This window comes from Streptomyces sp. CC224B, from assembly GCF_030010595.1.
Lineage (GTDB): Bacteria > Actinomycetota > Actinomycetes > Streptomycetales > Streptomycetaceae > Streptomyces > Streptomyces longispororuber.
This window is the reverse complement of record NZ_JASCXL010000028.1, coordinates 1-21,687: the sequence shown is the minus strand read 5'-3', so window position 1 is coordinate 21,687 and position 21,687 is coordinate 1. Positions and strand designations below refer to the sequence as shown.

The window sequence follows — 21,687 nt, the reverse complement described above, 5'->3', positions numbered from 1 at the left end:
CGGTGCGCCGACGGTAAGCCCTGGTACGCCGACGGTAAGCCCCCGGTAAGCGGTCCCCGTGAAACTCGGCCCATGACCACCGCAGCGCACACCGCCGAGCCCCTGTCCCACCTCTCCGTCCTGATCTCCGGCGCCAGTGTCGCGGGCCCCGCGCTCGCCCTCTGGCTGGCCCGCTACGGGGCCCGCGTCACCGTCGTGGAGAAGGCGCCCGCCCTGCGCGAGGGCGGCTTCGCGGTCGACTTCCGGGGCCGCGTCCACCGCACCGTCCTGGAGCGCATGGGCATCTGGGAGGAGGTGGGCCGCCACCGCACGCACATGGGCCGCCAGACCCTCGTCGACGTCGACGACCGGGAGAAGGTGGACCTGCCCGCCTTCCTGATGAGCGGCGACGTGGAGATCTCCCGCACCGACCTGTCGAAGATCATGTACGAGCGCACGAAGGACCACGTGGAGTACGTCTTCGGGGACTCCGTGGCGGAGCTGCGGCAGCACTCCGGCGGCGTCGACGTCGCCTTCGGGCGCGGCGCGCCCCGCCGCTTCGACCTCGTCGTCGGCGCGGACGGCCTGCACTCGCACACCCGCCGCCTCGCCCTCGGCGACGAGTCCCGCCACCTGCGCCACCTCGGGTACTACGTGGCGGGCTTCGCCATGCCCAACGTCGCGGGCCTGCGCCGCAGTGCGCGGATGTGCACCGTCCCCGGCCGCATGATCGGCGTCAGCAACCAGGACGGTCACCCGGAGCGGGGCGGCGCGTTCCTGGTGTTCCGGTCCGAGGAGCTGTCGTACGACCGGCACGACCCCGAGGAGCAGAGGGCGATCCTCGCCGAGCGGTTCGCCGACGTGCCCTGGACGTACACGCCGCACGTCCTGCGGGCCCTGGAGGACGCCGACGACCTGTACTTCGACGCGATCGCGCAGATCCACGTGGACCGGCTCTCCCAGGGCCGCGTCGTGCTCCTGGGGGACGCCGGTTACGGCGCCACGATGGGCGGCCTGGGCACGGGGACGGCCCTGGTGTGCGCGTACGTGCTCGCGGGTGAGCTGGCCGTGGCGGGCGGGGACCACGCCACGGCGTTCGCGGCGTACGAGGCCGAGGTGCGCGACTACGCGAAGGGCTGCCAGAAGATCTCGGGCAACGCGGGCCCGTTCCTGGCGCCACCGACGGAGCGGAGGATCCGCAGCCGCGACCGGGCGTACCGGATGCTCAGCTCCCGCTTCCTCGCGGGGTTCTTCAAGCGCCTCACGGAGCGCGCGGCCGACGGGATCGTGCTGAAGGACTACCCCGGTTACGGCGCGGGCGCGGTGTCCGGAGTGCCGTCCCTGAAGCGCCAGGCGTGATCGACCGGGCCGATGCCGCCGCCCAGCGCGAACCCGGCGGCGATCGCCCCGGTGACGTACTCCTTGGCGGCCCGCGTGGCCTCCGGCACGGACCGTCCCCGTGCGAGACCGGCCGCGAGGGCGCTGGCCAGGGTGCAGCCGGTGCCGTGGGTGTGCCGGTTGTCGTGGCGCGGGGAGCGCAGCCAGTGCTCCTCGGAGCCGTCGGTGAGCAGGTCCACGGCCTCGTGCCCGCCGGGCAGGTGGCCGCCCTTGATCACCACCCACGCGGGGCCGTACGCGAGGACGGCCCCGGCCGCCCGGCGCATGTCGTCCTCGGACCGGACGCGCACCCCGGTGAGCTGCGCGACCTCGTCCAGGTTCGGGGTCGCGACCGTGGCGACGGGCAGCAGCTTCGTACGGACGGAGTCGAGGGCGGAGGCCGCGAGCAGCGCGTCGCCGTGCTTGGAGACGCCGACGGGGTCGACGACGGCGGGGGCGTCGGTACCGGCCAGCAACTCCGCGACCGCCTCGACCAGTTCGGCGGAGGCGAGCATGCCGGTCTTCACGGCCTGGACGCCGATGTCGTCGACGACGCTGCGGTACTGGGCGCGCACGGCCGCCACGGGCAGCTCCCAGGCCCCCTGCACGCCCAGGGAGTTCTGCGCGGTCACGGCGGTCAGCACGCTCATGCCGTGGGTGCCGAGGGCGAGCATGGTCTTCAGGTCGGCCTGGATGCCCGCGCCGCCGCCGGAGTCGGAGCCGGCGACGGTGAGCACCCGGACAGGCGCGGTCCGGGCCGGGGTGCCGGGCGCCATCAGTCGTGGCCCCCGTTGTCGCCGAAGTGGTCCCAGCCCTTGCTGGTCCACGGCGCGCCGTCGACGGTCACCTGGGGCATCGCCGAGGGGTTGAGGACCTCGCCGATGACCTTCCAGCGGGCGGGCAGCTTCACGTCCTGCGGGAACGTCGCGACGATGGCGTGGTCCTCGCCGCCGTTGAGGACCCACTGGAGCGGGTCGATGCCGACGGCCTGGGCGATGTCGTTCATCTGGGAGGGCACGTCCACGTCGCCGGAGCGGACGTCGATGCGCACCTTGCTGGCGTCGGCGATGTGGCCGAGGTCGGCGATGAGGCCGTCGCTCACGTCGGTCATGGCGGTGGCGCCGAGCCCGGCGGCCGCAGGACCCGCGTGGTAGGGCGGCTCCGGCCTGCGGTGGGCCTCCACGAAGGCGCGCGGCGAGCGGAAGCCGCGGGAGAGCACGGCGTGTCCGGCGGCGGACCAGCCGAGCCAGCCGGTGACGGCGACGACGTCGCCGGGCTGCGCGCCCGCGCGCGTGACCGGCTCGTGGTTGCGCAGGTCGCCGAGGGCGGTGATGGAGACGGTGATGGTGTCGCCGCGCACGACGTCGCCGCCCACGACGGCGGCGCCCGCCACCTGGCACTCGTCGCGCAGCCCGTCCATCAGCTCCGTGGGCCAGCTCGCGGGCAGGTCGGCGGGGACGACGAGGCCGAGCAGGATCGCGGTCGGCACGGCGCCCATGGCGGCGATGTCCGCGAGGTTCTGGGCGGCGGCCTTGCGGCCCACGTCGTACGCCGTCGACCAGTCGCGGCGGAAGTGCCGCCCCTCCAGGAGGATGTCGGTGCTCGCCACGACCCGGCGGTCGGGGGCGGCCACGACCGCGGCGTCGTCGCCGGGGCCGACGCGTACGGCCGGGGTGGAGGTGAGCCGCGAGGTGAGCTCCCTGATGAGCCCGAACTCCCCCAACTCGCCGACGGTGCCCTTCATGCGCGTAGTGCTCCTTCTGCCGCGGTCCGCTTGCGGTCGCGAGCCGTCCCTGTCGTCGGTACGGTCGACGTGACCGTCAACCTCTGTTGTCCGTCCGCCGTGATGTGCGCGGCGCGGCTCCCCCGGGTCTCCCCGTGGCGAGCGGCGACGCGGTACCGTGGCGTCCCTTCTCCCCACATGATCCTCGTGGCCGCCCTGGAGGTTCCGTGGTACAGGCGTACATCCTGATCCAGACCGAGGTCGGCAAGGCGTCGACCGTCGCCGAGCTGATCGGCAAGATCCCGGGAGTGATCCAGGCCGAGGACGTGACCGGTCCCTACGATGTCATCGTGCGCGCCCAGGCCGACACGGTCGACGAACTCGGCCGCATGGTGGTGGCCAAGGTCCAGCAGGTGGACGGGATCACCCGCACCCTGACCTGCCCCGTCGTGCACTTGTAGCCCCCGTCTACGCTTGGCCGGTGAACGTCTCCCGCCGGCTCCGCTCCCCGACCGGGCTGTCCGCCCTCGCACTGCTGCTCGCATGCGGGGGCTGCTCCTCAACGGACGGCGCGGGGACGGCCGCGGTTCCCTCCCCGGGCGCCGAGGCCGCCGCGTGGTGCCGTGACCTGGACGCGCGGCTGCCCCGGACGGTGGGCGGCCTGGCCCGCCGGGACCCCGAGCCGGCGTCGCGGCTCACCGCCGGGTGGGGAGACCCGGCGATCATACTGCGCTGCGGGGTGGAGCGACCGGCCCGGATGAACGACCCCGAGGCCGACGGCGTGACCGTGAACGGCGTGAACTGGCTCCTGGAGAAGCGGACGGACGGCTCGTTCCGCTTCACCACGACGCTGCGCAAGGCGTACGTCGAGGTGACGCTGCCCGAGGAGCGGACGGGGGACGGCGTGGGTCCGCTCACGGACTTCGCCGCCCCCGTCAGGAAGACGATCCCCGAGGGCATCGCATAGGGGCGCCCCGGGCAGGCATCGCGTAGCGGCGCCCCCGGAGGGCGTCGCGCGGGGCGCCCCTGCGTGCCGCCGCTAGCGCAGCCCGGTGGAGCGGCGCAGCGCCGCCTCGATCAGGCGGTCGACGAGCTCGGCGTAGCCGACGCCGCTCTTCTCCCACATCTGCGGGTACATGGAGATGGGCGTGAAGCCCGGCATGGTGTTGATCTCGTTGATCACGAACCGCCCGTCCTCCGTGAGGAAGAAGTCCGCGCGCACCAGGCCCTCACAGGAGGCGGCCTCGAAGGCCTCCACGGCGAGCCGCTGGACCTCGGCGGTCTCCTCGGGCGTGAGCGGGGCGGGCACGATGCCGGGCGTCGAGTCGATGTACTTCGCCTCGAAGTCGTAGTAGTCGTGCGCCTGCACCGGCGGGATCTCGGCGGGCACGCTCGCGCGCGGGCCGTCCTCGAACTCCAGGACCCCGCACTCGATCTCGCGGCCGCGCAGCAGGGCCTCCACGATGACCTTCGGGTCGTGGCGGCGGGCCTCCGCGATGGCCTCGTCGAGGCCGTCGAAGGAGTCGACCTTGGAGATGCCGATGGAGGAGCCCGCGCGCGCGGGCTTGATGAACAGGGGCCAGCCGTGCTCGCCCGCGAAGTCCGCGATCCGCGCGCGGGCGGCCTTCTCGTCGTTCTCCCACTGGCGCGGCCGGATCACCAGGTACGGCCCGACGGGCAGCCCGAAGGAGGTGAAGACGCGCTTCATGTACTCCTTGTCCTGGCCGACGGCCGAGGCGAGCACACCGGCGCCGACGTACGGCACACCGGACAGTTCGAGGAGGCCCTGGAGGGTGCCGTCCTCGCCGTACGGGCCGTGCAGCACCGGGAAGACGACGTCGACCTCGCCGAGCGCCTTGGGCACCGAGCCGGGCTCGCTGTAGACGACTTCGCGGTCGGCCGGGTCGAGCGGCAGGACGACGCCGCCCTCGGCCGACTCGGCGAGGTCGCTGACGTTGGGCACCTGGCGGTCGGTGATGGCCATCCGCTCGGGCGCGTCGGCGGTCAGGGCCCAGCGGCCGTCCGCCGTGATGCCGATGGGCAGCACGTCGTACTTGGTGCGGTCGATGGCACGCAGTACGGCACCGGCGGTGACGACGGAGATCCCGTGCTCCGAGCTGCGGCCGCCGAACACGACGGCGACACGCGGCTTGCGGGACGGCTCCGAACCCGACGCGGGGCTCGGCTCAGGGCGCTGGGGGAGGTTCTCGCTGCTCATATCGCGTTGAGCGTACCCGGTGCCCCAGGCAACGTCAGTGCCCCCGCGCCTCCCGGGAGTGCCCCGAAGGGGCGCGGAAAACGACGCGCGGCAGCGCCCGCAGGGGCGCGGGGAACTGCGCGGCCAGCCACGGACGACCCGCGGCGAAGGAACAGCCCCAGCCCTCCGGACCGCCCGAGCACAGCGCTCAGCGCACCGCGCCTAGCGTTCCGGCTTGGCGCTCCGGGACATCAGCTCCTTGAGCGCCACCGGAGGTGGCGTCCCCTCGTGCACGATGCCCACGACCGTCTCCGTGATGGGCATGTCGACCCCGTGCCGCCGGGCCAGGTCCAGCACGGACTCGCAGGACTTGACGCCCTCGGCGGTCTGCTTGGTGACCGCGATGGTCTCCTGCAGGGTCATGCCCTTGCCGAGGTTGGTGCCGAAGGTGTGGTTGCGGGAGAGCGGCGAGGAGCAGGTGGCCACCAGGTCGCCGAGGCCCGCGAGCCCGGAGAACGTCAGCGGGTCGGCGCCCATGGCCAGCCCGAGCCGGGTGGTCTCGGCGAGGCCGCGCGTGATGAGCGAGCCCTTGGTGTTGTCGCCGAGGCCCATGCCGTCCGCGATGCCGACGGCGAGGCCGATGACGTTCTTCACGGCGCCGCCCAGCTCGCAGCCGACCACGTCGGTGTTGGTGTACGGCCGGAAGTACGCGGTGTGGCAGGCGGCCTGGAGGCGCTGGGCGACGGCCTCGTCGCAGCAGGCGACGACGGACGCGGCGGGCTGCCGGGCGGCGATCTCGCGGGCGAGGTTGGGCCCGGTGACCACGGCGACGCGCTCGGCGGCGGCCTTGGTGACGTCCTCGATGACCTCGCTCATCCGCATGGCGGAGCCGAGCTCGACGCCCTTCATCAGGGAGACGAGGACGGTGTCGGGCGCGAGCAGCGGCGTCCAGGCGGCCAGGTTGGCGCGCAGGGTCTGCGAGGGCACGGCGAGCACGGTGAAGTCGGCGCCGTCGGCGGCCTCGGCGGGGTCGGTGGTGGCGCGCACGTTCCGCGGCAGCTCGACGCCCGGCAGGTAGTCCGGGTTGGTGCGGGTGGAGTTGACCGCATCGGCGAGCTCGGCGCGGCGGCCCCACAGCGTGACGTCGCAGCCGGCGTCGGCGAGGACCATGCCGAAGGCCGTCCCCCACGAGCCGGTTCCGAAGACGGCGGCCTTCAGGGTTCGGGTCACTTGCTCTCCTCCGGACGTCCCTGCTCCGAACTTCCCTGCCCCGCAAGGCCGCTGGGGCCCTCGTCGGCGGCGGCGTCCGCCGACGGCTGCGCCTGGCCGGCCCCGGCCGGCTGCGCCGTCCGCGCCGCCTGGCGCCGCTGCGCGATCCGCGCCTCGCGCGGGTCGTAACGCTTCTGCGGGGCCTTCTCGCCGCGCAGCTCCTCCAGGAGCGCGGTGATGGCCGCCATGATGGCCTCCGTGGCCTCCTTCAGGAGCTCGGGGGTCATCTCCTTGTCGTAGAAGCGGTCCAGGTCCACCGGTTCGCCGACCAGGACGTGGTGGGTCCTGCGCGGCAGCAGGCGGGGCTTCTTCGCGTACGGCGGGAGCACGTGGTTGGCGCCCCACTGGGCGACGGGGAGCACCGGGCACCTGGTCTGCAGGGCCACGCGGGCGACCCCGGTCTTGCCCGTCATGGGCCACAGGTCCGGGTCGCGGGTGAGGGTGCCCTCGGGGTAGAAGGCGACGCACTCGCCGCGCTCGACGGCCTCGATCGCGGCGCGGAACGCGCTGAGCGCGTTGGTCGTCTCGCGGTAGACCGGGATCTGCCCGGTGCCGCGCATGACGGCCCCGACGAAGCCCTTCCTGAACAGGCCGTGCTTGGCGAGGAAACGCGGAACCCGTCCCGTGTTGTACTGGAAGTGGGCGTACACCAGCGGGTCGAGATACGAATTGTGGTTCACGGCGGTGATAAAACCGCCGTCGGCCGGGATGTTCTGCATTCCGCGCCAGTCCCGCTTGAACAGAACCAACAGCGGCGGTTTAGCGATCACCGCCGCCAAGCGGTACCAGAAGCCGATTCTGCGGCGGGACACTCGGACACCTTCCTCCATAGGCCTGGTCGGCCGCACAAGTGTCGCCCCAGGCTGCCGTCCTGTCGAGAACACCGTACGCCCACCCGTCCACGGCGACCGCCCCCACACCGCCCCGGCACCCCGCTGACCGGCCATTTCGCGGACCCCGGGCCCCGCGGCCCCGCTCCCCACGCGCCACAATGGCCCCGACACGAAGGACGGAGCGCCCGTGCACTGGACCCTGGTGATACCGCTCAAACCCCTGGCGCGGGCCAAGAGCCGGCTCGCGCCCGCCGCGGGCGACGCGCTGCGGCCCGCGCTCGCCCTGGCCTTCGCCGAGGACACCGTGGCGGCCGCCCTGGCCTGCGCCGCGGTACGGGATGTGGTGGTCGTCACGGACGACGCCCGCGCCCGCCGCGGCCTGGCCGCCCTCGGCGCCCGGGGCGTCCCCGACACCCCGGGGGCGGGCCTCAACGCCGCCCTCGCGCACGGTGCGGCCGCCGTGCGCGCGGGCCGGCCCGACGCTTCCGTGGCGGCGCTGAACGCCGATCTGCCCGCTCTTCGCCCCGGTGAATTGGCGCGCGCCCTGGAGAGCGCCGCCGCATTTCCCCGCGCCTTTCTCCCGGACGCCGCGGGAATCGGCACCACCTTGCTGTGCGCGTCCCCCGGCACGGAATTGCGTCCGCGTTTCGGCCGCGATTCCCGGGCCCGGCACGCGGCGTCCGGGGCCGTGGAACTCCCCTTGACCGGTGTGGATTCGGTACGCCAGGACGTGGACACCGGCGACGACCTGCGGGCCGCGCTCGCCCTCGGGGTGGGCCCGCACACGGCCGCGGCGGCCGCCGGGCTGCTCATCCCGGACTGAGTAGGCTGCTGCGCATGCAGGCGACCGCGTACACGTACGACTCCGACACCCGCACGGGCAGTGTGCTGCTCGACGACGGCACGCCGGTGCCCTTCGACGCGCCGGCGTTCGACGCGGGCGGGCTGCGGCTGCTGCGCCCGGGGCAGCGGGTGCGGATCGAGGTGACCGGCGAGGGCGAGGCCCGCCGGATCACGCTGGTGACGCTCCAGACGTTCTGAGCGGCGGGGCGGACAGCCGCTCGGCCCCCTTACGCGGGGCACCTACCTCGGCCCCCTTACGCGGGGCGCCTACGGGGGCGGCGCCCGTTCCCGGGTGCCGCGGGCCCCACACACGCCGCGGGCCGGGCTCCCGACGGGGAGCCCGGCCCGGCGCGTGAGTGCCCAGGACCTGCCGTCAGCGCTTGCGGGCGGTGGTCTTCTTGGCGGTGGCGGTCTTGCGCGCCGGCGACTTCTTGGCGGGGGCCTTCTTGGCGGTCGCCTTCTTGGCCGGGGCCTTCTTCGCCGCGGTCTTCTTGGCGGTGGCGGCCTTCTTGGCGGGCGTCGCGGCCTTCTTCGCCGGGGTCGCCGCCTTCTTCGCCGTCGTGGCCTTCTTGGCCGGCGTCGCCTTCTTGGCGGTGGTGGCCTTCTTCGTCGCCGAGGACGCCGTCGTGGCCTTCTTCGCCGGCGTGGCCTTCTTGGCCGTGGTCTTCTTCGCGGCCGACGAGGCGGTGGTCTTCTTCGCGGCCGCCTTCTTGGCGGTCGTGGCCTTCTTGGCCGCGGCCTTCTTGACCGTCGCCGAAGCGCCGCCGGTCAGGCTGCCCTTGGGCGCCTTCTTCACCGCGACATCGTTCTTCGGCAGCTTCTTCGAGCCGCTCACCAGGTCCTTGAAGCCCTGGCCCGCGCGGAAGCGCGGCACCGACGTCTTCTTGACCCGCACGCGCTCCCCGGTCTGCGGGTTGCGGGCGTACCGCGCGGGGCGGTCGACCTTCTCGAACGAGCCGAAGCCGGTGACCGAAACCCGGTCACCGCCGACCACGGCACGGACGATGGCGTCCAGGACCGCGTCGACCGCGTCGGCGGCCTGCTGCCGGCCGCCGAGCTTGTCGGCAATCGCTTCCACGAGCTGCGCCTTGTTCACGTCTTCCCCTTCGGAGACATTGCCTGAGCGAATGCGCCAGGCTTTTTCGCACGTTAGGCAGATATATACCGCAAATCAAACACGAAACGGGCTAATCACCCTTGTGCCGCAACGCCCTGGGCCCTCGGGGAGTTCCGCGAGGGCCCGTTGGGGCTTGCCGCTCAGTCGCCTTCGGGGATACGGCCCTCGTCAGCTTCGTCGAGGGACGCCATCAGGCGCTCCAGACGCCTTGCCGCGTCGGCGAGATCGTGTTTGGCCGCGGCCGTAATGACCAGCAGCTTCCGGGCCAGCGCCATCCGTACGCCCTCCGGGACTTGCAGTGCGCGCACCCGGGAGTGCGCTTCCTTCAGCCGGTCCGCGACGAGCCCGTAGAGCTCGAGTTGGTCGTCGCGTCCCATGCACCGATTGTGCCATCTGGGGCGAGTTGTCGCCTCCGCAGGGGGTAACTACCCTGCTCAACCGCCCCGCTGAGGATACCTGTACCCACTGTGTGCAAGGCTATTTCCGGCCTCTTCTGGCCTACAGTTCAAGGCAGTTGGGACGGCTCCTTCGGGTCATCCGGGGGCAAAGGGGACCCGTCGGTACCCGGACACAGATGTACCCCCAACCGTCCACGATTGGGGGTACATCGGGTGGGGCGCGGCCCGTCCGGCCGCTCGGCGCGGGGGTCAGACCTGCGTGGTGCTCGGCTTGTGGGCGGGGCGGCGGGCCTCGAAGGCGGCGATGTCCGCCTCGTTCCGCAGCGTGATGCTGATGTCGTCGAGGCCGTTGAGCAGCCGCCAGCGGGCGTTCTCGTCGAGCTCGAAGTCCGCCGTCACACCCTGGGCGCGGACTTGGCGATCGTGCAGGTCAACGGTGATCTCGGCGGTCGGGTCGGCCTCCGTGAGCTCCCACAGGGCGTCCACGGTCCGCTGCTCGAGGACCACGGTGAGCAGGCCGTTCTTGAGCGAGTTGCCGCGGAAGATGTCGGCGAAGCGGGAGGAGACGACGGCCTTGAAGCCGTAGTTCTGCAGCGCCCAGACGGCGTGCTCGCGCGAGGAACCGGTGCCGAAGTCGGGGCCGGCGACCAGGACGGTGGCGCCCTGGCGCTCCGGCCGGTTGAGCACGAAATCGGGGTCCTTGCGCCAGGCCTCGAAGAGGCCGTCCTCGAAGCCGTCGCGGGTGACCTTCTTCAGCCAGTGGGCGGGGATGATCTGGTCGGTGTCCACGTTGCTGCGGCGCAGCGGGACGGCCCGGCCGGTGTGCGTGGTGAAGGCTTCCATGGCTGATCAGACTCCGGTGGTCGCGGGGGCGTCGGTGAGGTCGGCGGGCGCGGCCAGGTGGCCGGTCACCGCGGTCGCGGCGGCCACCTGGGGCGAGACCAGGTGGGTGCGGCCGCCCTTGCCCTGCCGGCCCTCGAAGTTGCGGTTGGAGGTGGAGGCGGAGCGCTCGCCGGGCGCGAGCTGGTCGGGGTTCATGCCCAGGCACATCGAGCAGCCCGCGTGCCGCCATTCGGCCCCCGCGGCCGTGAAGACCTTGTCCAGGCCCTCCTCCACGGCCTGCAGCGCCACCCGTACCGAGCCGGGCACCACCAGCATCCGTACGCCGTCGGCGACTTTGCGGCCCTTCAGCACGGCGGCCGCCGAGCGCAGGTCCTCGATGCGGCCGTTGGTGCACGAGCCCACGAAGACGGTGTCGACCCGGATCTCGCGCAGCGGCTGCCCGGCGCTCAACCCCATGTACTCCAGGGCCTTTTCGGCGGCCAGGCGCTCCGAGGCGTCCTCGTACGAGGCCGGGTCGGGGACGGCGGCGGACAGGGGCAGGCCCTGGCCCGGGTTGGTGCCCCAGGTGACGAACGGCGACAGGCTCGCGGCGTCGATGTAGACCTCGGCGTCGAAGACGGCGTCGTCGTCGGTGCGCAGCGTCTTCCAGTAGGCGACGGCGGCGTCCCAGTCCTCGCCCCGGGGGGCGTGGGCGCGGTCCTTGAGGTAGGCGAACGTGGTCTCGTCCGGCGCGATCATCCCGGCGCGGGCACCGGCCTCGATGGACATGTTGCAGATGGTCATGCGGGCCTCCATCGAGAGTTTCTCGATGGCCGGGCCGCGGTACTCGATGACGTAGCCCTGGCCGCCGCCGGTGCCGATCTTCGCGATGATGGCGAGGATGAGGTCCTTGGCCGTGACGCCCTCGGGCAGTTCGCCGTCGACGGTGATGGCCATGGTCCTGGGCCGTGCCATCGGCAGGGTCTGGGTCGCGAGGACGTGCTCCACCTGGGAGGTGCCGATGCCGAACGCCAGCGCGCCGAACGCGCCGTGGGTGGAGGTGTGCGAGTCGCCGCAGACGACGGTGGTGCCCGGCTGGGTCAGCCCGAGCTGCGGTCCCACCACGTGGACGACGCCCTGCTCGACGTCGCCCAGCGGGTGCAGCCGGACGCCGAACTCGGCGCAGTTCTTGCGCAGCGTCTCGAGCTGCGCGCGCGAGACGGGGTCGGCGATGGGCTTGTCGATGTCGAGGGTGGGGGTGTTGTGATCCTCCGTGGCGATGGTGAGGTCGAGCCGCCGCACCGTCCGTCCCGCCTGCCGGAGGCCGTCGAACGCCTGCGGGCTGGTCACCTCGTGCAGGAGGTGCAGATCGATGAAGAGGAGGTCGGGCTCGCCCTCGGCGCGCCGGACGACGTGGTCGTCCCAGACCTTCTCCGCGAGTGTCCTACCCATCGCTTTCCCTCCGGCCGGCGGCGCGCGCCGGCCCAACTAGGAGAATCTGTTCGCCGACGACGTGTCCCCGTACCGCATGCCGGACGTCGGCCGCGTGTCCGCCGGTCCGCGGAGCGCTTCTCCAGAGTGGCGGGTTCCTGGGAAATGTGAACTTGCGTTTCACAGAGTGAGACGCGAGTATCGTTGCATGGACAACTCTAGCGGCGTCGGCGTTCTGGACAAGGCGGCCCTTGTCCTGAGCGCCCTGGAGTCCGGTCCGGCCACCCTCGCGGGACTGGTCGCGGCCACGGGGCTCGCACGACCCACGGCGCACAGGCTCGCCGTGGCCCTGGAACACCACCGGATGGTGGCGCGGGACATGCAGGGCCGTTTCATCCTCGGCCCGCGCCTGGCCGAACTGGCCGCGGCGGCGGGCGAGGACCGCCTGCTGGCGACGGCCGGCCCGGTCCTCACGCACCTGCGGGACGTGACCGGCGAGAGCGCGCAGCTCTACCGCCGCCAGGGCGACATGCGCATCTGCGTGGCCGCGGCGGAGCGCCTGTCCGGCCTGCGGGACACGGTCCCGGTCGGCTCGACGCTCACCATGAAGGCGGGCTCGTCCGCGCAGATCCTCATGGCCTGGGAGGAGCCGGAGCGGCTGCACCGGGGCCTGCAGGGCGCGCGGTTCACGGCGACAGCCCTCTCCGGCGTGCGCCGCCGCGGCTGGGCCCAGTCGATCGGCGAGCGGGAGCCGGGCGTGGCCTCGGTGTCCGCGCCGGTGCGGGGCCCGTCGAACCGCGTGGTGGCCGCCGTGTCGGTCTCCGGCCCGATCGAGCGCCTGACCCGCCACCCGGGCCGGATGCACGCGCAAGCGGTGATAGACGCCGCCGGCCGCCTCTCCGAGGCCCTGCGCCGCACCAACTGACCCACCGCCCCCACGCACACCCCCGGAACCGGGCCCGCCCCAACGCCGCGACGGGCCCGCTTCCCTCCACCCCTCCCCCGGACCCCGCCCCCGCCTCCCCGGCGCGACGCCCCCCCTGCCCCCGCAGGCCCGGTCAGCCCGTCGCCGCACCCACCCCCTCCCCCGCGCCTCCCGGGGGGCCGGCCCCGCCCCGGCACCGCGACGGGCCCGCCCCCTCCCCCTCCCCCTCCGCACACGCCCGCCGGGACGCCCCGCCCGCGGCACTCCCCTGTCGGGCCGCTAGACGGCACGAGCCCGCCGGGGCGCTCCCCCCCCCAAGGCACCCCTGCCCCCGCAGGCCCGGTCAGCCCGTCGCCGCACCCGCCCCCTCGGCCTCGGGGGCCCCGGTGGCCCCGGCGCCCGCACCCGACCGGTGCGCGAACCGGTCCTTCGCCCGCTGCCCGCGCCGCTCCACCGGTATCCGCCCGTGCGCCGCGGCGAGGCCGAAGGCGGGCATGTCCGCGTAGACCGCCTCGTACGCGCCCTCCGGCACGACGTACGCCTCGTGCCAGATGCCCACGTGTCCACGCGCCTTGCCCGCGCGCTGCTTGCGGTTGAGGGCCGCCCACACCTTGTGGTGGAGCATCCGCGGCGAGTGCGCGTACGCGTACAGCTTCTCCTTCGACTCCCAGTACTGGACGACGTAGTACGTCCGCGGCGACGCCGTGAGCAGCACGTGCCCGAGCAGGCCCAGGCTCCGGTCGCGCCCCAACTCCCTCAGCATGCGCTGCATCGCGAGCATCACCGGCAGCCAGTGGCGCACGGCCCGGAAGCGGTTGATGCGCATGCCGATCAGCAGCACCACCACCTCCCCCTCGGCGTTCGCGGTGGTACGGCCGACGGTGACGGAGTTCCTCGGCATACGTCCCCCCTGTCGTACGGGCTCGCTGTACGGGACCCCCGCGGCGAGCTCCTTGGCGAGCGGCACTATCCGACCGCCCATGTTTGGATAGTGCCGCTACCTGACGAAAGGCGCAAGGGATGCGGCTGGCCGAGTTGAGCGAGCGCAGCGGGGTGTCGACCGCGACGATCAAGTACTACCTGCGGGAGGGCCTGGTGCCGCCCGGTCGTCAGGTCAACGCGACGACGGCCGAGTACGACGACGGCCATCTGCGCCGGCTGCGCCTGGTGCGGGCGCTGATCCAGGTGGGCCGGGTGCCGGTGGCCAAGGCCAGGGAGGTCCTGGGGCACGTGGACGACGAGTCCCTGGGGCGCACGATCCGGCTGGGCGCGGCGCTGTGGGCGCTGCCGCAGGGCCCCGAGCCGGACGAGGAGGACCCCGCGGTGCCCGCCGCGCGCGCCGAGGTGGACCGGCTGCTCACGCTGCTCGGCTGGGACGCCGCGCGGGAGGTCGGCGCCCTGTCCCCGGTGCACCGCTCCCTGGTGGTGGCGGTGGCGACGCTGAACCGGCTCGGCTACGGCTGGGACGCCGAACGCCTGGCGCCGTACGCGGAGTTGATGCACGCGGCGGCGCGCCTGGACCTCGACTCGCTGGAGGCGCAGGCGTCGGAGGCGGAGCGGGTGGAGACGGCGGTGGCGTCCGCGGTGCTCTTCGAGCCGGTGCTGCGGGCGCTGCACCGGCTGGCTCAGGAGGAGGAGTCGACGCGGCGGTACGGCATCGAGTAGGCGCGGGGTCCGGGCCCCGGGGGGCGGGACACACCGAAGGGGCCCTCACCGTGGTGAAGGCCCCTTCGGACACGTACCCCCGACCGGATTCGAACCGGCGCTACCGCCTTGAGAGGGCGGCGTGCTAGGCCGCTACACAACGGGGGCGAGGATCTTGCGGGCGGGCGAACCGCACCGCCGCAGATCCGAGCTGGTCTACCAGGACTCGAACCTAGACTAACTGAACCAGAATCAGTCGTGCTGCCAATTACACCATAGACCAATGTGGTTTAGACCAGTTTGTACCCCCGACCGGATTCGAACCGGCGCTACCGCCTTGAGAGGGCGGCGTGCTAGGCCGCTACACAACGGGGGCCCTAGCGATCCCGCCCGGCAGTCGCCGGGCGATGTCACCGCGAGGTCGGGGGGAGCTACCCCTACCGTCCACGCGGGATGGATCTGTACCCCCGACCGGATTCGAACCGGCGCTACTGCCTTGAGAGGGCAGCGTGCTAGGCCGCTACACAACGGGGGCTTTGCGGATGCTGTGTCTTACGAGACGACAACCGCGGTTGCAGATGAGCTCTGCGAGCTGGCCTACCTGGACTCGAACCAAGACTAACTGAACCAGAATCAGTCGTGCTGCCAATTACACCATAGGCCATTGGAACGCAACCCCTGGGAGGGTTTCTGTTCCGGTTGCGCTTCCCGGCCGGACCTTTCGGCCCTCTCGGGCGGCGCAGGAAGAACATTACCCGAAGGTGGACGGCGCTCCAAAACGGGTATCGGAGCGCAGCAGCGCGGGGAGCTCCGTGAGGCTCGTGATGCGGTGGACGCCCGGGGGACCGGCGCCGGGCGTGCCGTTGCGGTCGAGCCAGATGCCGAGCAGTCCCGCGTCGCGGGCGCCGCAGGCGTCGATCTCCGGCTGGTCGCCCACGTACGCGATCTCCTCGGCGGCGAGGCCGAGCGCCGCGCACGCCGCGCGGAAGGCCTCGGGGTGCGGCTTGGAGACGCCGAGGTCGGCGGCGCACAGGACGGCCTCGAAGCGGTCGCCGAGGCCGAGCACGGAGAGTTTGCGCTCCTGCACGCAGAGGGCCGAGTTGGACAGGACCGCGTGCCGGTAGTCCTGGGCCAGGGCGTCGAGGGCCGGCAGGGTGTCCGGGAAGAGGGCCCAGGCGGTCTCGTAGTGCACGAGGTAGCGGCCGAACCAGGCGTCGGCCTCCGCGTCGTCGAGCGCGGCGCCCAGGAAGTCGCGCACGCGGTCGCGGCGCTGGCCCTCGAACCCCACCTCCCCGGCGCTGAAGCGCGCCCAGTGCCGGTCGGTGGTCTCCTTCCACAGGGCCAGGGCCCGCTCGGCGCTGTCGTACCGGCCGAGGAGGTCCTCGGCGGCGAGGTGGGCGCGCATGCCCGTGAGATCGGCGGTGGCGTAGTCGAAAAGTGTGTCGTCCACGTCCCAGACCACGGCTTTGATCGGCATGTCTCCGACAGTAGCCTGCAGCGCCCTACCGGCTGGGGGTCCGGGGGTCATCCCCCGCAAAACACAGTGTCCACGTCCCAGACCACGGCTTTGATCGGCATGTCTCCGACAGTAGCCCGCACCGCCCGTCGGCAGGAGGGGTGCAACCCGGGCCCCGGCCGGACGGCGCCTGAGCCCTTGGGCGGCGTACGCGAAGGGCCCGGAAGCCGGGGTGGCTTCCGGGCCCTTCGGGCGCCTCAGGGCGGGGGCGTCACGCGGTCAGCTTCGCCAGGGCCGCGTCGACGCGCGCCAGCGCGCGGTCCTTGCCGAGGATCTCCAGGGACTCGAAGAGGGGCAGGCCGACCGTGCGGCCGGTGACGGCCACGCGGACGGGGGCCTGGGCCTTGCCCAGCTTGAGGCCGTGCTCCTCGCCGGCGGCAAGGACGGCCTCCTTGAGGGACTCCGGGGACGACCAGTCCGCCGCCTCCAGCTTGGCGCGGGCGGTGCGCAGCAGGGCGTCGGAGCCCTCCTTCATGGCCTTGGTCCAGGAGGCCTCGTCGAAGACCGGCTCCGGCAGGAACAGGAAGTCGACGTTGTCCGTGATCTCGGAGAGGACCTTCACGCGGCTCTGCGCGTGCGGCGCGATGGCCGCCCAGGCCGCCGGGTCGAAGTCCTCGGGGGCCCACGGGGCGTGCGGGGCCTTCAGCCACGGCTCGCAGGCGGCGGCGAACGCCTGCACGTCCAGCATGCGGATGTGGTCGGCGTTGATCGCCTCGGCCTTCTTCAGGTCGAAGCGGGCCGGGTTGGAGTTCACGTCCGCGAGGTCGAACTTCGCGATCATCTGGTCGATCGTGAAGACGTCCTGGTCGGCGGAGAACGACCAGCCGAGCAGGGAGAGGTAGTTGAGCAGGCCCTCGGGCAGGAAGCCGCGCTCGCGGTAGAGGTTGAGGCTCGCCTGCGGGTCGCGCTTGGAGAGCTTCTTGTTGCCCTCGCCCATGACGTACGGCAGGTGGCCGAAGGCGGGGATCTCCTTGGCGACGCCCAGCTCGATCAGCGCCTTGTAGAGCGCGATCTGGCGCGGGGTGGAGGAGAGCAGGTCCTCGCCGCGCAGGACGTGGGTGATCTCCATCAGGGCGTCGTCGACCGGGTTGACCAGCGTGTACAGCGGGGCGCCGTTGGCGCGGACGATGCCGTAGTCGGTGACGTTCTCGGCCTGGACGGTGATCTCGCCGCGGACCAGGTCCGTGAAGGTGGTCGCCTCGTCCGGCATCCGGAAGCGGATGATGTGGCTGCGGCCCTCGGCCTCGTACGCCTGCTTCTGCTCGGCGGTGAGGTCGCGGCAGGTGCCGTCGTAGCCGGACGGCCTGCCGGCGGCGCGGGCGGCCTCGCGGCGGGCGTCGAGCTCCTCGGTGGTGCAGTAGCACGGGTAGGCGTAGCCGCCGTCGACCAGCTTGGCGGCGACGTCCCGGTAGATGTCCATGCGCTGCGACTGGCGGTACGGCGCGTGCGGGCCGCCGACCTCGGGGCCCTCGTCCCAGTCGAGGCCCAGCCAGCGCATGGAGTCCAGGAGCTGCTCGTACGACTCCTCGGAGTCGCGGGCGGCGTCCGTGTCCTCGATGCGGAAGACCAGGGTGCCCTTGTTGTGCCGGGCGAACGCCCAGTTGAACAGGGCGGTGCGGACCAGGCCCACGTGGGGGTTGCCGGTCGGGGAGGGACAGAAACGTACCCGGACAGCGCTGCCGGGAGTCGCGTTAGCCACGCTTGATCACCTTGTTGGTGAGAGTGCCGATGCCTTCGATGGTGACGGCGACCTCGTCGCCGACGGTGAGGGGGCCGACCCCCTCGGGGGTGCCGGTGAGGATGACGTCGCCGGGCAGCAGCGTCATGGCCTCGGAGATGTTGACGACCAGGTCCTCGACGGAGTGGATCATCTGGGAGGTGCGGCCGAGCTGGCGCTGGTGGCCGTTGACCGTGCACTGGATCGTCAGGTCGCCCGGGTCGAGCTCCGTCTCCACCCAGGGGCCGAGCGGGCAGGACGTGTCGAAGCCCTTGGCCCGCGCCCACTGCTTCTCGCGCCGCTGCACGTCGCGGGCGGTGACGTCGTTGGCGCAGGTGTAGCCGTAGACGACGTCCTTGACGCGCTCGCGCGGGACCTCGCGGCACATGCGGCCGATGACGACGGCCAGCTCCGCCTCGTGGTGCAGCTCCTCGGAGAACGGCGGGTACTGGATGGCGTCGCCGGAGCCGATCATGGAGGTGGCGGGCTTGAAGAAGGCGAACGGGGCGTCGGGCACCTCGTTGCCGAGTTCCTCGGCGTGGGCCGCGTAGTTCCGCCCGAAGGCCACGATCTTGTGGCCGATGACGGGGGCGAGGAGCCGGACCTTGCTCAGCGGGACCTTCACGCCGCTCAGCTCGAAGTCGCCGTACGGACTGCCCTTGATGATGTCGACGACGAGCTCGTCCGGCTTGTCGCCCTCGACCGCGCCGAAGGCGACGTTGCCGTCGATGGAGAACCTGGCGATACGCACGTGAGCGGTGCCCTTTGCAGCTACGGGGTGGTCTGGTGCGGCCAGTCTAGGGGGCTTCGCCCCTCTGCCCCTTTTCGACCGCTTTTTCGGCCGCTTTCTCTGCCGCTTCCGCCACCGCTCCGCGGCTCGCCGCCGCGCGTGGGAGGTGCGTTGCCCCTAGGGGGCTTCCATGAGGATGGTGCGCTTGGGGTTGGCCGTCTGGGTGGGGAGTTCGACGGGGTGCTCCGGCTGCTCGGGGGCCGGCTTCAGGTCGTCGGCGTCCTTGAGGTGCGCCAGGGTGGTGCGGCGCGGGTTGGCTATGTTGCGGAACATCGTCGTGGACTTCATCTGCTGCTCGGCCCTGTCGATCGGGGCGCCACCCAAAGGACGCCGGTTGTCGGATTCCCCATCCCTGTAAAGCGTCAGGCTAAACATTCAATTCCCGCGCAATGTCGAGAAGAGGCCATGATCTTCATGTGAGTTTGCTCACGAGCGACCGGACAATTGGGTCAATTCAGGCGGACCATCGGGGCCTTGGAATCGGACAATGCACCCCTGAAGCACCTATTCCGCTCCTGATCATGAAGACTGGGACACCGCTTTCCTCCATGCGTCTCGTACCGGAAAGTCCGGTATAAGCGACTTCGCTTTCTACGTCCGGTGACACGTTCCTCACGTGCTGTCACGGGAGCCGTGCCCCGAACCACGGGCCTTGTTGGAGATCCGGCACTGTGCTGGAATTCCCGGGACCGCCGCGGGATCGAACCGGCGCACAGGGCGCGACGCAGCGCCGAGAGCGGCGGGAAGGGGGAGCAGCGCCGGTCTCACGACCACCATGGGGCGCCTGACGCCCACGACTCCGACACCGTTCCGCCGTCCACGCGGTGGAACGCCTGGTCCAGAGGTTGCGACGCTAGTGCAGGGACGTTTCAAGAGGGATGGCAGCGCTGCGGCGGAGCCGGAGCGCGGCGGAAGTGACCGCGGCTCCTCGGCCCAGCACGCCCAGAACCCCGGACAGGTGCAGTCCGGCGACGGCGGCCCCAACGCCGTCCGCCCGGGTGCGCCGGGCGGTCCGTCCACGGACGGGACCAAGCCGAAGGGGTCCAGAACACCCCCCGGGCCCGGCTCACGAATAGCCCTGCGCAACTGGCGCATCTCGACTCGTCTGGTGTCCCTCCTCGCCCTGCCCGTCATCACGGCGACCTCGCTGGGTGCCCTGCGCATCAACTCGTCGATGGACGAGATCCAGCAGCTCGACAACATGAAGCTGCTGACCGACCTGACGGAGGACGCCACCCGGTTGGCCGCCGCGCTCCAGGAGGAGCGCGACCAGTCGGCGGGCCCGCTCGCGCACGGCGCCAGCGACTCCGACTTCACCGTCAAGAGCGTCCGCGAGAAGACGGACCGCGCCTACCGGAACTTCCTCGCCGGCACCCAGGACATCGACAACAGCGACGGTGACAAGGGCTTCCTCGGCATCCGGCAGAACACGGTCCAGATCACCCGGCAGCTCCAGAAGATCAAGGACGTACGCCGGGACGCGTACAAGAAGGACTCCCCGTCCTCGCAGACGGTCGACGCCTACAGCCAGCTCATCCAGCAGCTCCTCGCGCTCTCCGAGGACATGGCGCAGGCGACCAGCAACCCGGACATGATCCAGCGCACCCGCGCCCTGGCGGCCTTCTCCTCCGCCAAGGAGTTCGCGTCCGTGCAGCGGGCCGTCATCGCGGCCGCGCTGCCCCCGAACAACCGCGAGTTCGGCAAGCTCTCCGACCTCGACCGCCGCTACGCCCTGACGGCGTTCGAGAAGGAGAACGACGAGCTCCAGTCCTTCAACCGGATCTACGTCGGCGACGGCGCGAAGCTGCTCACCCCGATCAGCCGCGGCAACGCCACGATCCAGAGCGCCGACGCCTACGCCCAGCGCGTCCTGGAGCAGCCCAACGGCATCAAGCTGCGCGGCAAGCGCTCCTACAAGGACTGGGTGGACTCCGACTCCACCAAGATCCAGGCGATGACCAACATCGAGCTGACGCTGCTCGACGAGATGGAGCAGAAGGCCCGCTCGCTGCGGAACGAGTCCGAGCAGCAGGCGATCCTCAACGGTGCGCTCATCCTCGTCGTGCTCGGTGTGTCGCTCGTCGGCGCCTTCGTGGTGGCGCGGTCCATGATCCGCTCGCTGCGCCGGCTCCAGGACACCGCCACCAAGGTCGCCCAGGACCGCCTGCCCGAGCTGGTCAAGCAGCTCTCCGAGTCCGACCCGCAGGACGTCGACACGTCCGTGGAGTCCGTCGGTGTGCACTCCCGGGACGAGATCGGCCAGGTGGCCGCGGCCTTCGACGACGTGCACCGCGAGGCGGTCCGCCTCGCCGCCGAGCAGGCCCTCCTGCGGGGCAACGTCAACGCGATGTTCACCAACCTCTCGCGGCGTTCGCAGGGCCTCATCCAGCGTCAGCTCTCGCTCATCTCCGAGCTGGAGTCCCGCGAGGCCGACCCGGACCAGCTCTCCTCGCTGTTCAAGCTCGACCACCTCGCGACCCGCATGCGCCGTAACGGCGAGAACCTCCTCGTGCTCGCGGGTGAGGAGCCCGGCCGCCGCTGGACGCGGCCCGTGCCGCTCGTCGACGTGCTCCGCGCCGCCGCCTCCGAGGTGGAGCAGTACGAGCGCATCGAGCTGTCCTCGGTGCCCGGGACCGAGGTCGCCGGACGCGTCGTCAACGACCTCGTGCACCTCCTCGCCGAGCTGCTCGAGAACGCCACCTCGTTCTCATCGCCGCAGACGAAGGTCAAGGTCACCGGGCACGCGCTGCCCGACGGCCGCGTGCTCATCGAGATCCACGACACCGGCATCGGCCTCTCCCCCGAGGACCTCGCCGCGATCAACGAGCGGCTCGCGTCGCCACCCACCGTGGACGTCTCCGTCTCCCGCCGCATGGGCCTGTTCGTGGTCGGCCGCCTCTCGCAGCGCCACGGCATCCGCATCCAGCTCCGGCCCTCCGACTCCGGTGGTACGACCGCGCTGGTCATGCTCCCCGTGGACGTCGCCCAGGGCAAGAAGGTCCCGGGCAAGCCGGGCGCCCCGGCCCCGACCGGCGGCCCGGCCGCGGCCCAGGCCGCCGCGGGTGCCGCCGCCGCCCGCCGCGGTGGGCGCCCCCCCGGGGGGGGG

22 protein-coding genes and 5 tRNA genes are annotated in these 21,687 nt (G+C 72.1%); 8 read left to right on the top strand and 19 right to left on the bottom strand.

Annotated elements, in window-relative coordinates:
- The first annotated feature begins 72 nt into the window (after nucleotides 1-72).
- Complete coding sequence (locus QK440_RS13800; RefSeq protein ID WP_282793365.1) at nucleotides 73-1,338, top strand: FAD-dependent monooxygenase; 1,266 nt, start codon at nucleotides 73-75, stop codon at nucleotides 1,336-1,338.
- Here the strand turns inward: QK440_RS13800 and thiD are convergent.
- Nucleotides 1,287-2,132, bottom strand: a complete 846-nt coding sequence (gene thiD / locus QK440_RS13795) for a bifunctional hydroxymethylpyrimidine kinase/phosphomethylpyrimidine kinase (protein ID WP_282793364.1) — start codon at nucleotides 2,130-2,132, stop codon at nucleotides 1,287-1,289. The two genes, QK440_RS13800 and thiD, sit on opposite strands and share 52 nt — an antisense overlap.
- A complete protein-coding gene (locus tag QK440_RS13790; protein WP_190137814.1) occupies nucleotides 2,132-3,100 on the bottom strand; it encodes a thiamine-phosphate kinase in 969 nt (322 codons plus the stop codon). The genes thiD and QK440_RS13790 overlap by 1 nt, the downstream gene beginning before the upstream one ends.
- A 206-nt stretch (nucleotides 3,101-3,306) precedes the next feature.
- Here QK440_RS13790 and QK440_RS13785 point away from each other — a divergent pair, with 206 nt between their 5' ends.
- The gene (locus QK440_RS13785; protein ID WP_016642988.1) at nucleotides 3,307-3,540 is read left to right on the top strand and encodes an Lrp/AsnC ligand binding domain-containing protein; all 234 of its coding nucleotides are present in this window, start codon (nucleotides 3,307-3,309) and stop codon (nucleotides 3,538-3,540) included.
- Between the two features lie 20 nt (nucleotides 3,541-3,560).
- Nucleotides 3,561-4,046, top strand: coding sequence for a DUF3515 domain-containing protein (locus tag QK440_RS13780; protein WP_282793363.1), 486 nt, complete (start codon nucleotides 3,561-3,563; stop codon nucleotides 4,044-4,046).
- Nucleotides 4,047-4,118: 72 nt separating this feature from the next.
- Here the strand turns inward: QK440_RS13780 and QK440_RS13775 are convergent, their stop codons facing one another.
- From QK440_RS13775 to QK440_RS13765, 3 genes are all read right to left on the bottom strand, one after another.
- Nucleotides 4,119-5,297 (bottom strand): D-alanine--D-alanine ligase family protein, encoded by a 1,179-nt coding sequence (locus tag QK440_RS13775; RefSeq protein WP_282793362.1) that lies wholly within the window; start codon nucleotides 5,295-5,297, stop codon nucleotides 4,119-4,121.
- A gap of 201 nt (nucleotides 5,298-5,498) precedes the next feature.
- Nucleotides 5,499-6,506 (bottom strand): NAD(P)H-dependent glycerol-3-phosphate dehydrogenase, encoded by a 1,008-nt coding sequence (locus QK440_RS13770; RefSeq protein ID WP_282793361.1) that lies wholly within the window; start codon nucleotides 6,504-6,506, stop codon nucleotides 5,499-5,501.
- Nucleotides 6,503-7,357 (bottom strand): lysophospholipid acyltransferase family protein, encoded by an 855-nt coding sequence (locus QK440_RS13765; protein WP_282793360.1) that lies wholly within the window; start codon nucleotides 7,355-7,357, stop codon nucleotides 6,503-6,505. The genes QK440_RS13770 and QK440_RS13765 overlap by 4 nt, the downstream gene beginning before the upstream one ends.
- A gap of 208 nt (nucleotides 7,358-7,565) precedes the next feature.
- Here QK440_RS13765 and cofC point away from each other — a divergent pair, with 208 nt between their 5' ends.
- Together cofC and QK440_RS13755 are read left to right on the top strand one after the other, a co-directional pair.
- On the top strand, nucleotides 7,566-8,201 hold the full coding sequence (gene cofC / locus QK440_RS13760) for a 2-phospho-L-lactate guanylyltransferase (protein ID WP_282793359.1): 636 nt from the start codon (nucleotides 7,566-7,568) through the stop codon (nucleotides 8,199-8,201).
- A gap of 14 nt (nucleotides 8,202-8,215) precedes the next feature.
- Nucleotides 8,216-8,419, top strand: coding sequence for a hypothetical protein (locus tag QK440_RS13755; protein ID WP_030676060.1), 204 nt, complete (start codon nucleotides 8,216-8,218; stop codon nucleotides 8,417-8,419).
- Between the two features lie 175 nt (nucleotides 8,420-8,594).
- On the opposite strand, the gene QK440_RS13750 is transcribed toward QK440_RS13755, so the two are convergent.
- The 4 genes from QK440_RS13750 to leuC form a co-directional block, all read right to left on the bottom strand.
- Nucleotides 8,595-9,317: an HU family DNA-binding protein gene (locus QK440_RS13750; protein ID WP_282793358.1), complete on the bottom strand. Its 723-nt coding sequence runs from the start codon at nucleotides 9,315-9,317 to the stop codon at nucleotides 8,595-8,597.
- A 161-nt stretch (nucleotides 9,318-9,478) separates the two neighbouring features.
- Nucleotides 9,479-9,715 carry a hypothetical protein gene (locus QK440_RS13745; protein WP_282793357.1) on the bottom strand — a complete coding sequence of 79 codons (237 nt, stop codon included), beginning with the start codon at nucleotides 9,713-9,715 and terminating at the stop codon, nucleotides 9,479-9,481.
- A 270-nt stretch (nucleotides 9,716-9,985) separates the two neighbouring features.
- Nucleotides 9,986-10,579, bottom strand: a complete 594-nt coding sequence (gene leuD, locus QK440_RS13740; RefSeq protein WP_282793356.1) for a 3-isopropylmalate dehydratase small subunit — start codon at nucleotides 10,577-10,579, stop codon at nucleotides 9,986-9,988.
- A gap of 6 nt (nucleotides 10,580-10,585) precedes the next feature.
- Entirely contained in the window at nucleotides 10,586-12,010 is a 1,425-nt protein-coding gene (gene leuC / locus QK440_RS13735) for a 3-isopropylmalate dehydratase large subunit (RefSeq protein WP_282793355.1), read from the bottom strand.
- Between the two features lie 187 nt (nucleotides 12,011-12,197).
- Here leuC and ndgR point away from each other — a divergent pair, with 187 nt between their 5' ends.
- Entirely contained in the window at nucleotides 12,198-12,914 is a 717-nt protein-coding gene (gene ndgR / locus QK440_RS13730) for an IclR family transcriptional regulator NdgR (protein WP_282793354.1), read from the top strand.
- A gap of 343 nt (nucleotides 12,915-13,257) precedes the next feature.
- Here the strand turns inward: ndgR and QK440_RS13725 are convergent, their stop codons facing one another.
- On the bottom strand, nucleotides 13,258-13,815 hold the full coding sequence (locus tag QK440_RS13725; protein ID WP_282793412.1) for a DUF4188 domain-containing protein: 558 nt from the start codon (nucleotides 13,813-13,815) through the stop codon (nucleotides 13,258-13,260).
- Between the two features lie 119 nt (nucleotides 13,816-13,934).
- Between QK440_RS13725 and QK440_RS13720 the strand changes: the two genes are divergently transcribed.
- Complete coding sequence (locus QK440_RS13720) at nucleotides 13,935-14,579, top strand: MerR family transcriptional regulator (RefSeq protein ID WP_282793353.1); 645 nt, start codon at nucleotides 13,935-13,937, stop codon at nucleotides 14,577-14,579.
- Between the two features lie 74 nt (nucleotides 14,580-14,653).
- Here the strand turns inward: QK440_RS13720 and QK440_RS13715 are convergent.
- The 9 genes from QK440_RS13715 to QK440_RS13675 all read right to left on the bottom strand — a co-directional run bounded on the left by QK440_RS13715 (nucleotide 14,654) and on the right by QK440_RS13675 (nucleotide 18,905).
- A tRNA-Glu gene (locus QK440_RS13715) sits at nucleotides 14,654-14,726 on the bottom strand.
- Nucleotides 14,727-14,769: 43 nt separating this feature from the next.
- Nucleotides 14,770-14,841: transfer RNA gene (locus tag QK440_RS13710), tRNA-Gln, on the bottom strand.
- Nucleotides 14,842-14,861: 20 nt separating this feature from the next.
- Nucleotides 14,862-14,934 (bottom strand) — tRNA-Glu (locus QK440_RS13705).
- An 86-nt stretch (nucleotides 14,935-15,020) separates the two neighbouring features.
- A tRNA-Glu gene (locus QK440_RS13700) sits at nucleotides 15,021-15,093 on the bottom strand.
- A 57-nt stretch (nucleotides 15,094-15,150) separates the two neighbouring features.
- Nucleotides 15,151-15,222, bottom strand: a tRNA-Gln gene (locus QK440_RS13695).
- A gap of 87 nt (nucleotides 15,223-15,309) precedes the next feature.
- Complete coding sequence (locus tag QK440_RS13690) at nucleotides 15,310-16,035, bottom strand: HAD family hydrolase (protein WP_282793352.1); 726 nt, start codon at nucleotides 16,033-16,035, stop codon at nucleotides 15,310-15,312.
- 250 nt (nucleotides 16,036-16,285) lie between these two features.
- Complete coding sequence (gene gltX / locus QK440_RS13685; RefSeq protein ID WP_282793351.1) at nucleotides 16,286-17,773, bottom strand: glutamate--tRNA ligase; 1,488 nt, start codon at nucleotides 17,771-17,773, stop codon at nucleotides 16,286-16,288.
- Nucleotides 17,766-18,542, bottom strand: a complete 777-nt coding sequence (locus QK440_RS13680) for a fumarylacetoacetate hydrolase family protein (RefSeq protein WP_282793350.1) — start codon at nucleotides 18,540-18,542, stop codon at nucleotides 17,766-17,768. The genes gltX and QK440_RS13680 overlap by 8 nt, the downstream gene beginning before the upstream one ends.
- A gap of 156 nt (nucleotides 18,543-18,698) precedes the next feature.
- Entirely contained in the window at nucleotides 18,699-18,905 is a 207-nt protein-coding gene (locus tag QK440_RS13675) for a hypothetical protein (protein ID WP_282793419.1), read from the bottom strand.
- Between the two features lie 532 nt (nucleotides 18,906-19,437).
- Between QK440_RS13675 and QK440_RS13670 the strand changes: the two genes are divergently transcribed.
- A partial coding sequence (locus QK440_RS13670; RefSeq protein WP_282793349.1) for a nitrate- and nitrite sensing domain-containing protein occupies nucleotides 19,438-21,687 on the top strand: 2,250 nt, incomplete at its 3' end.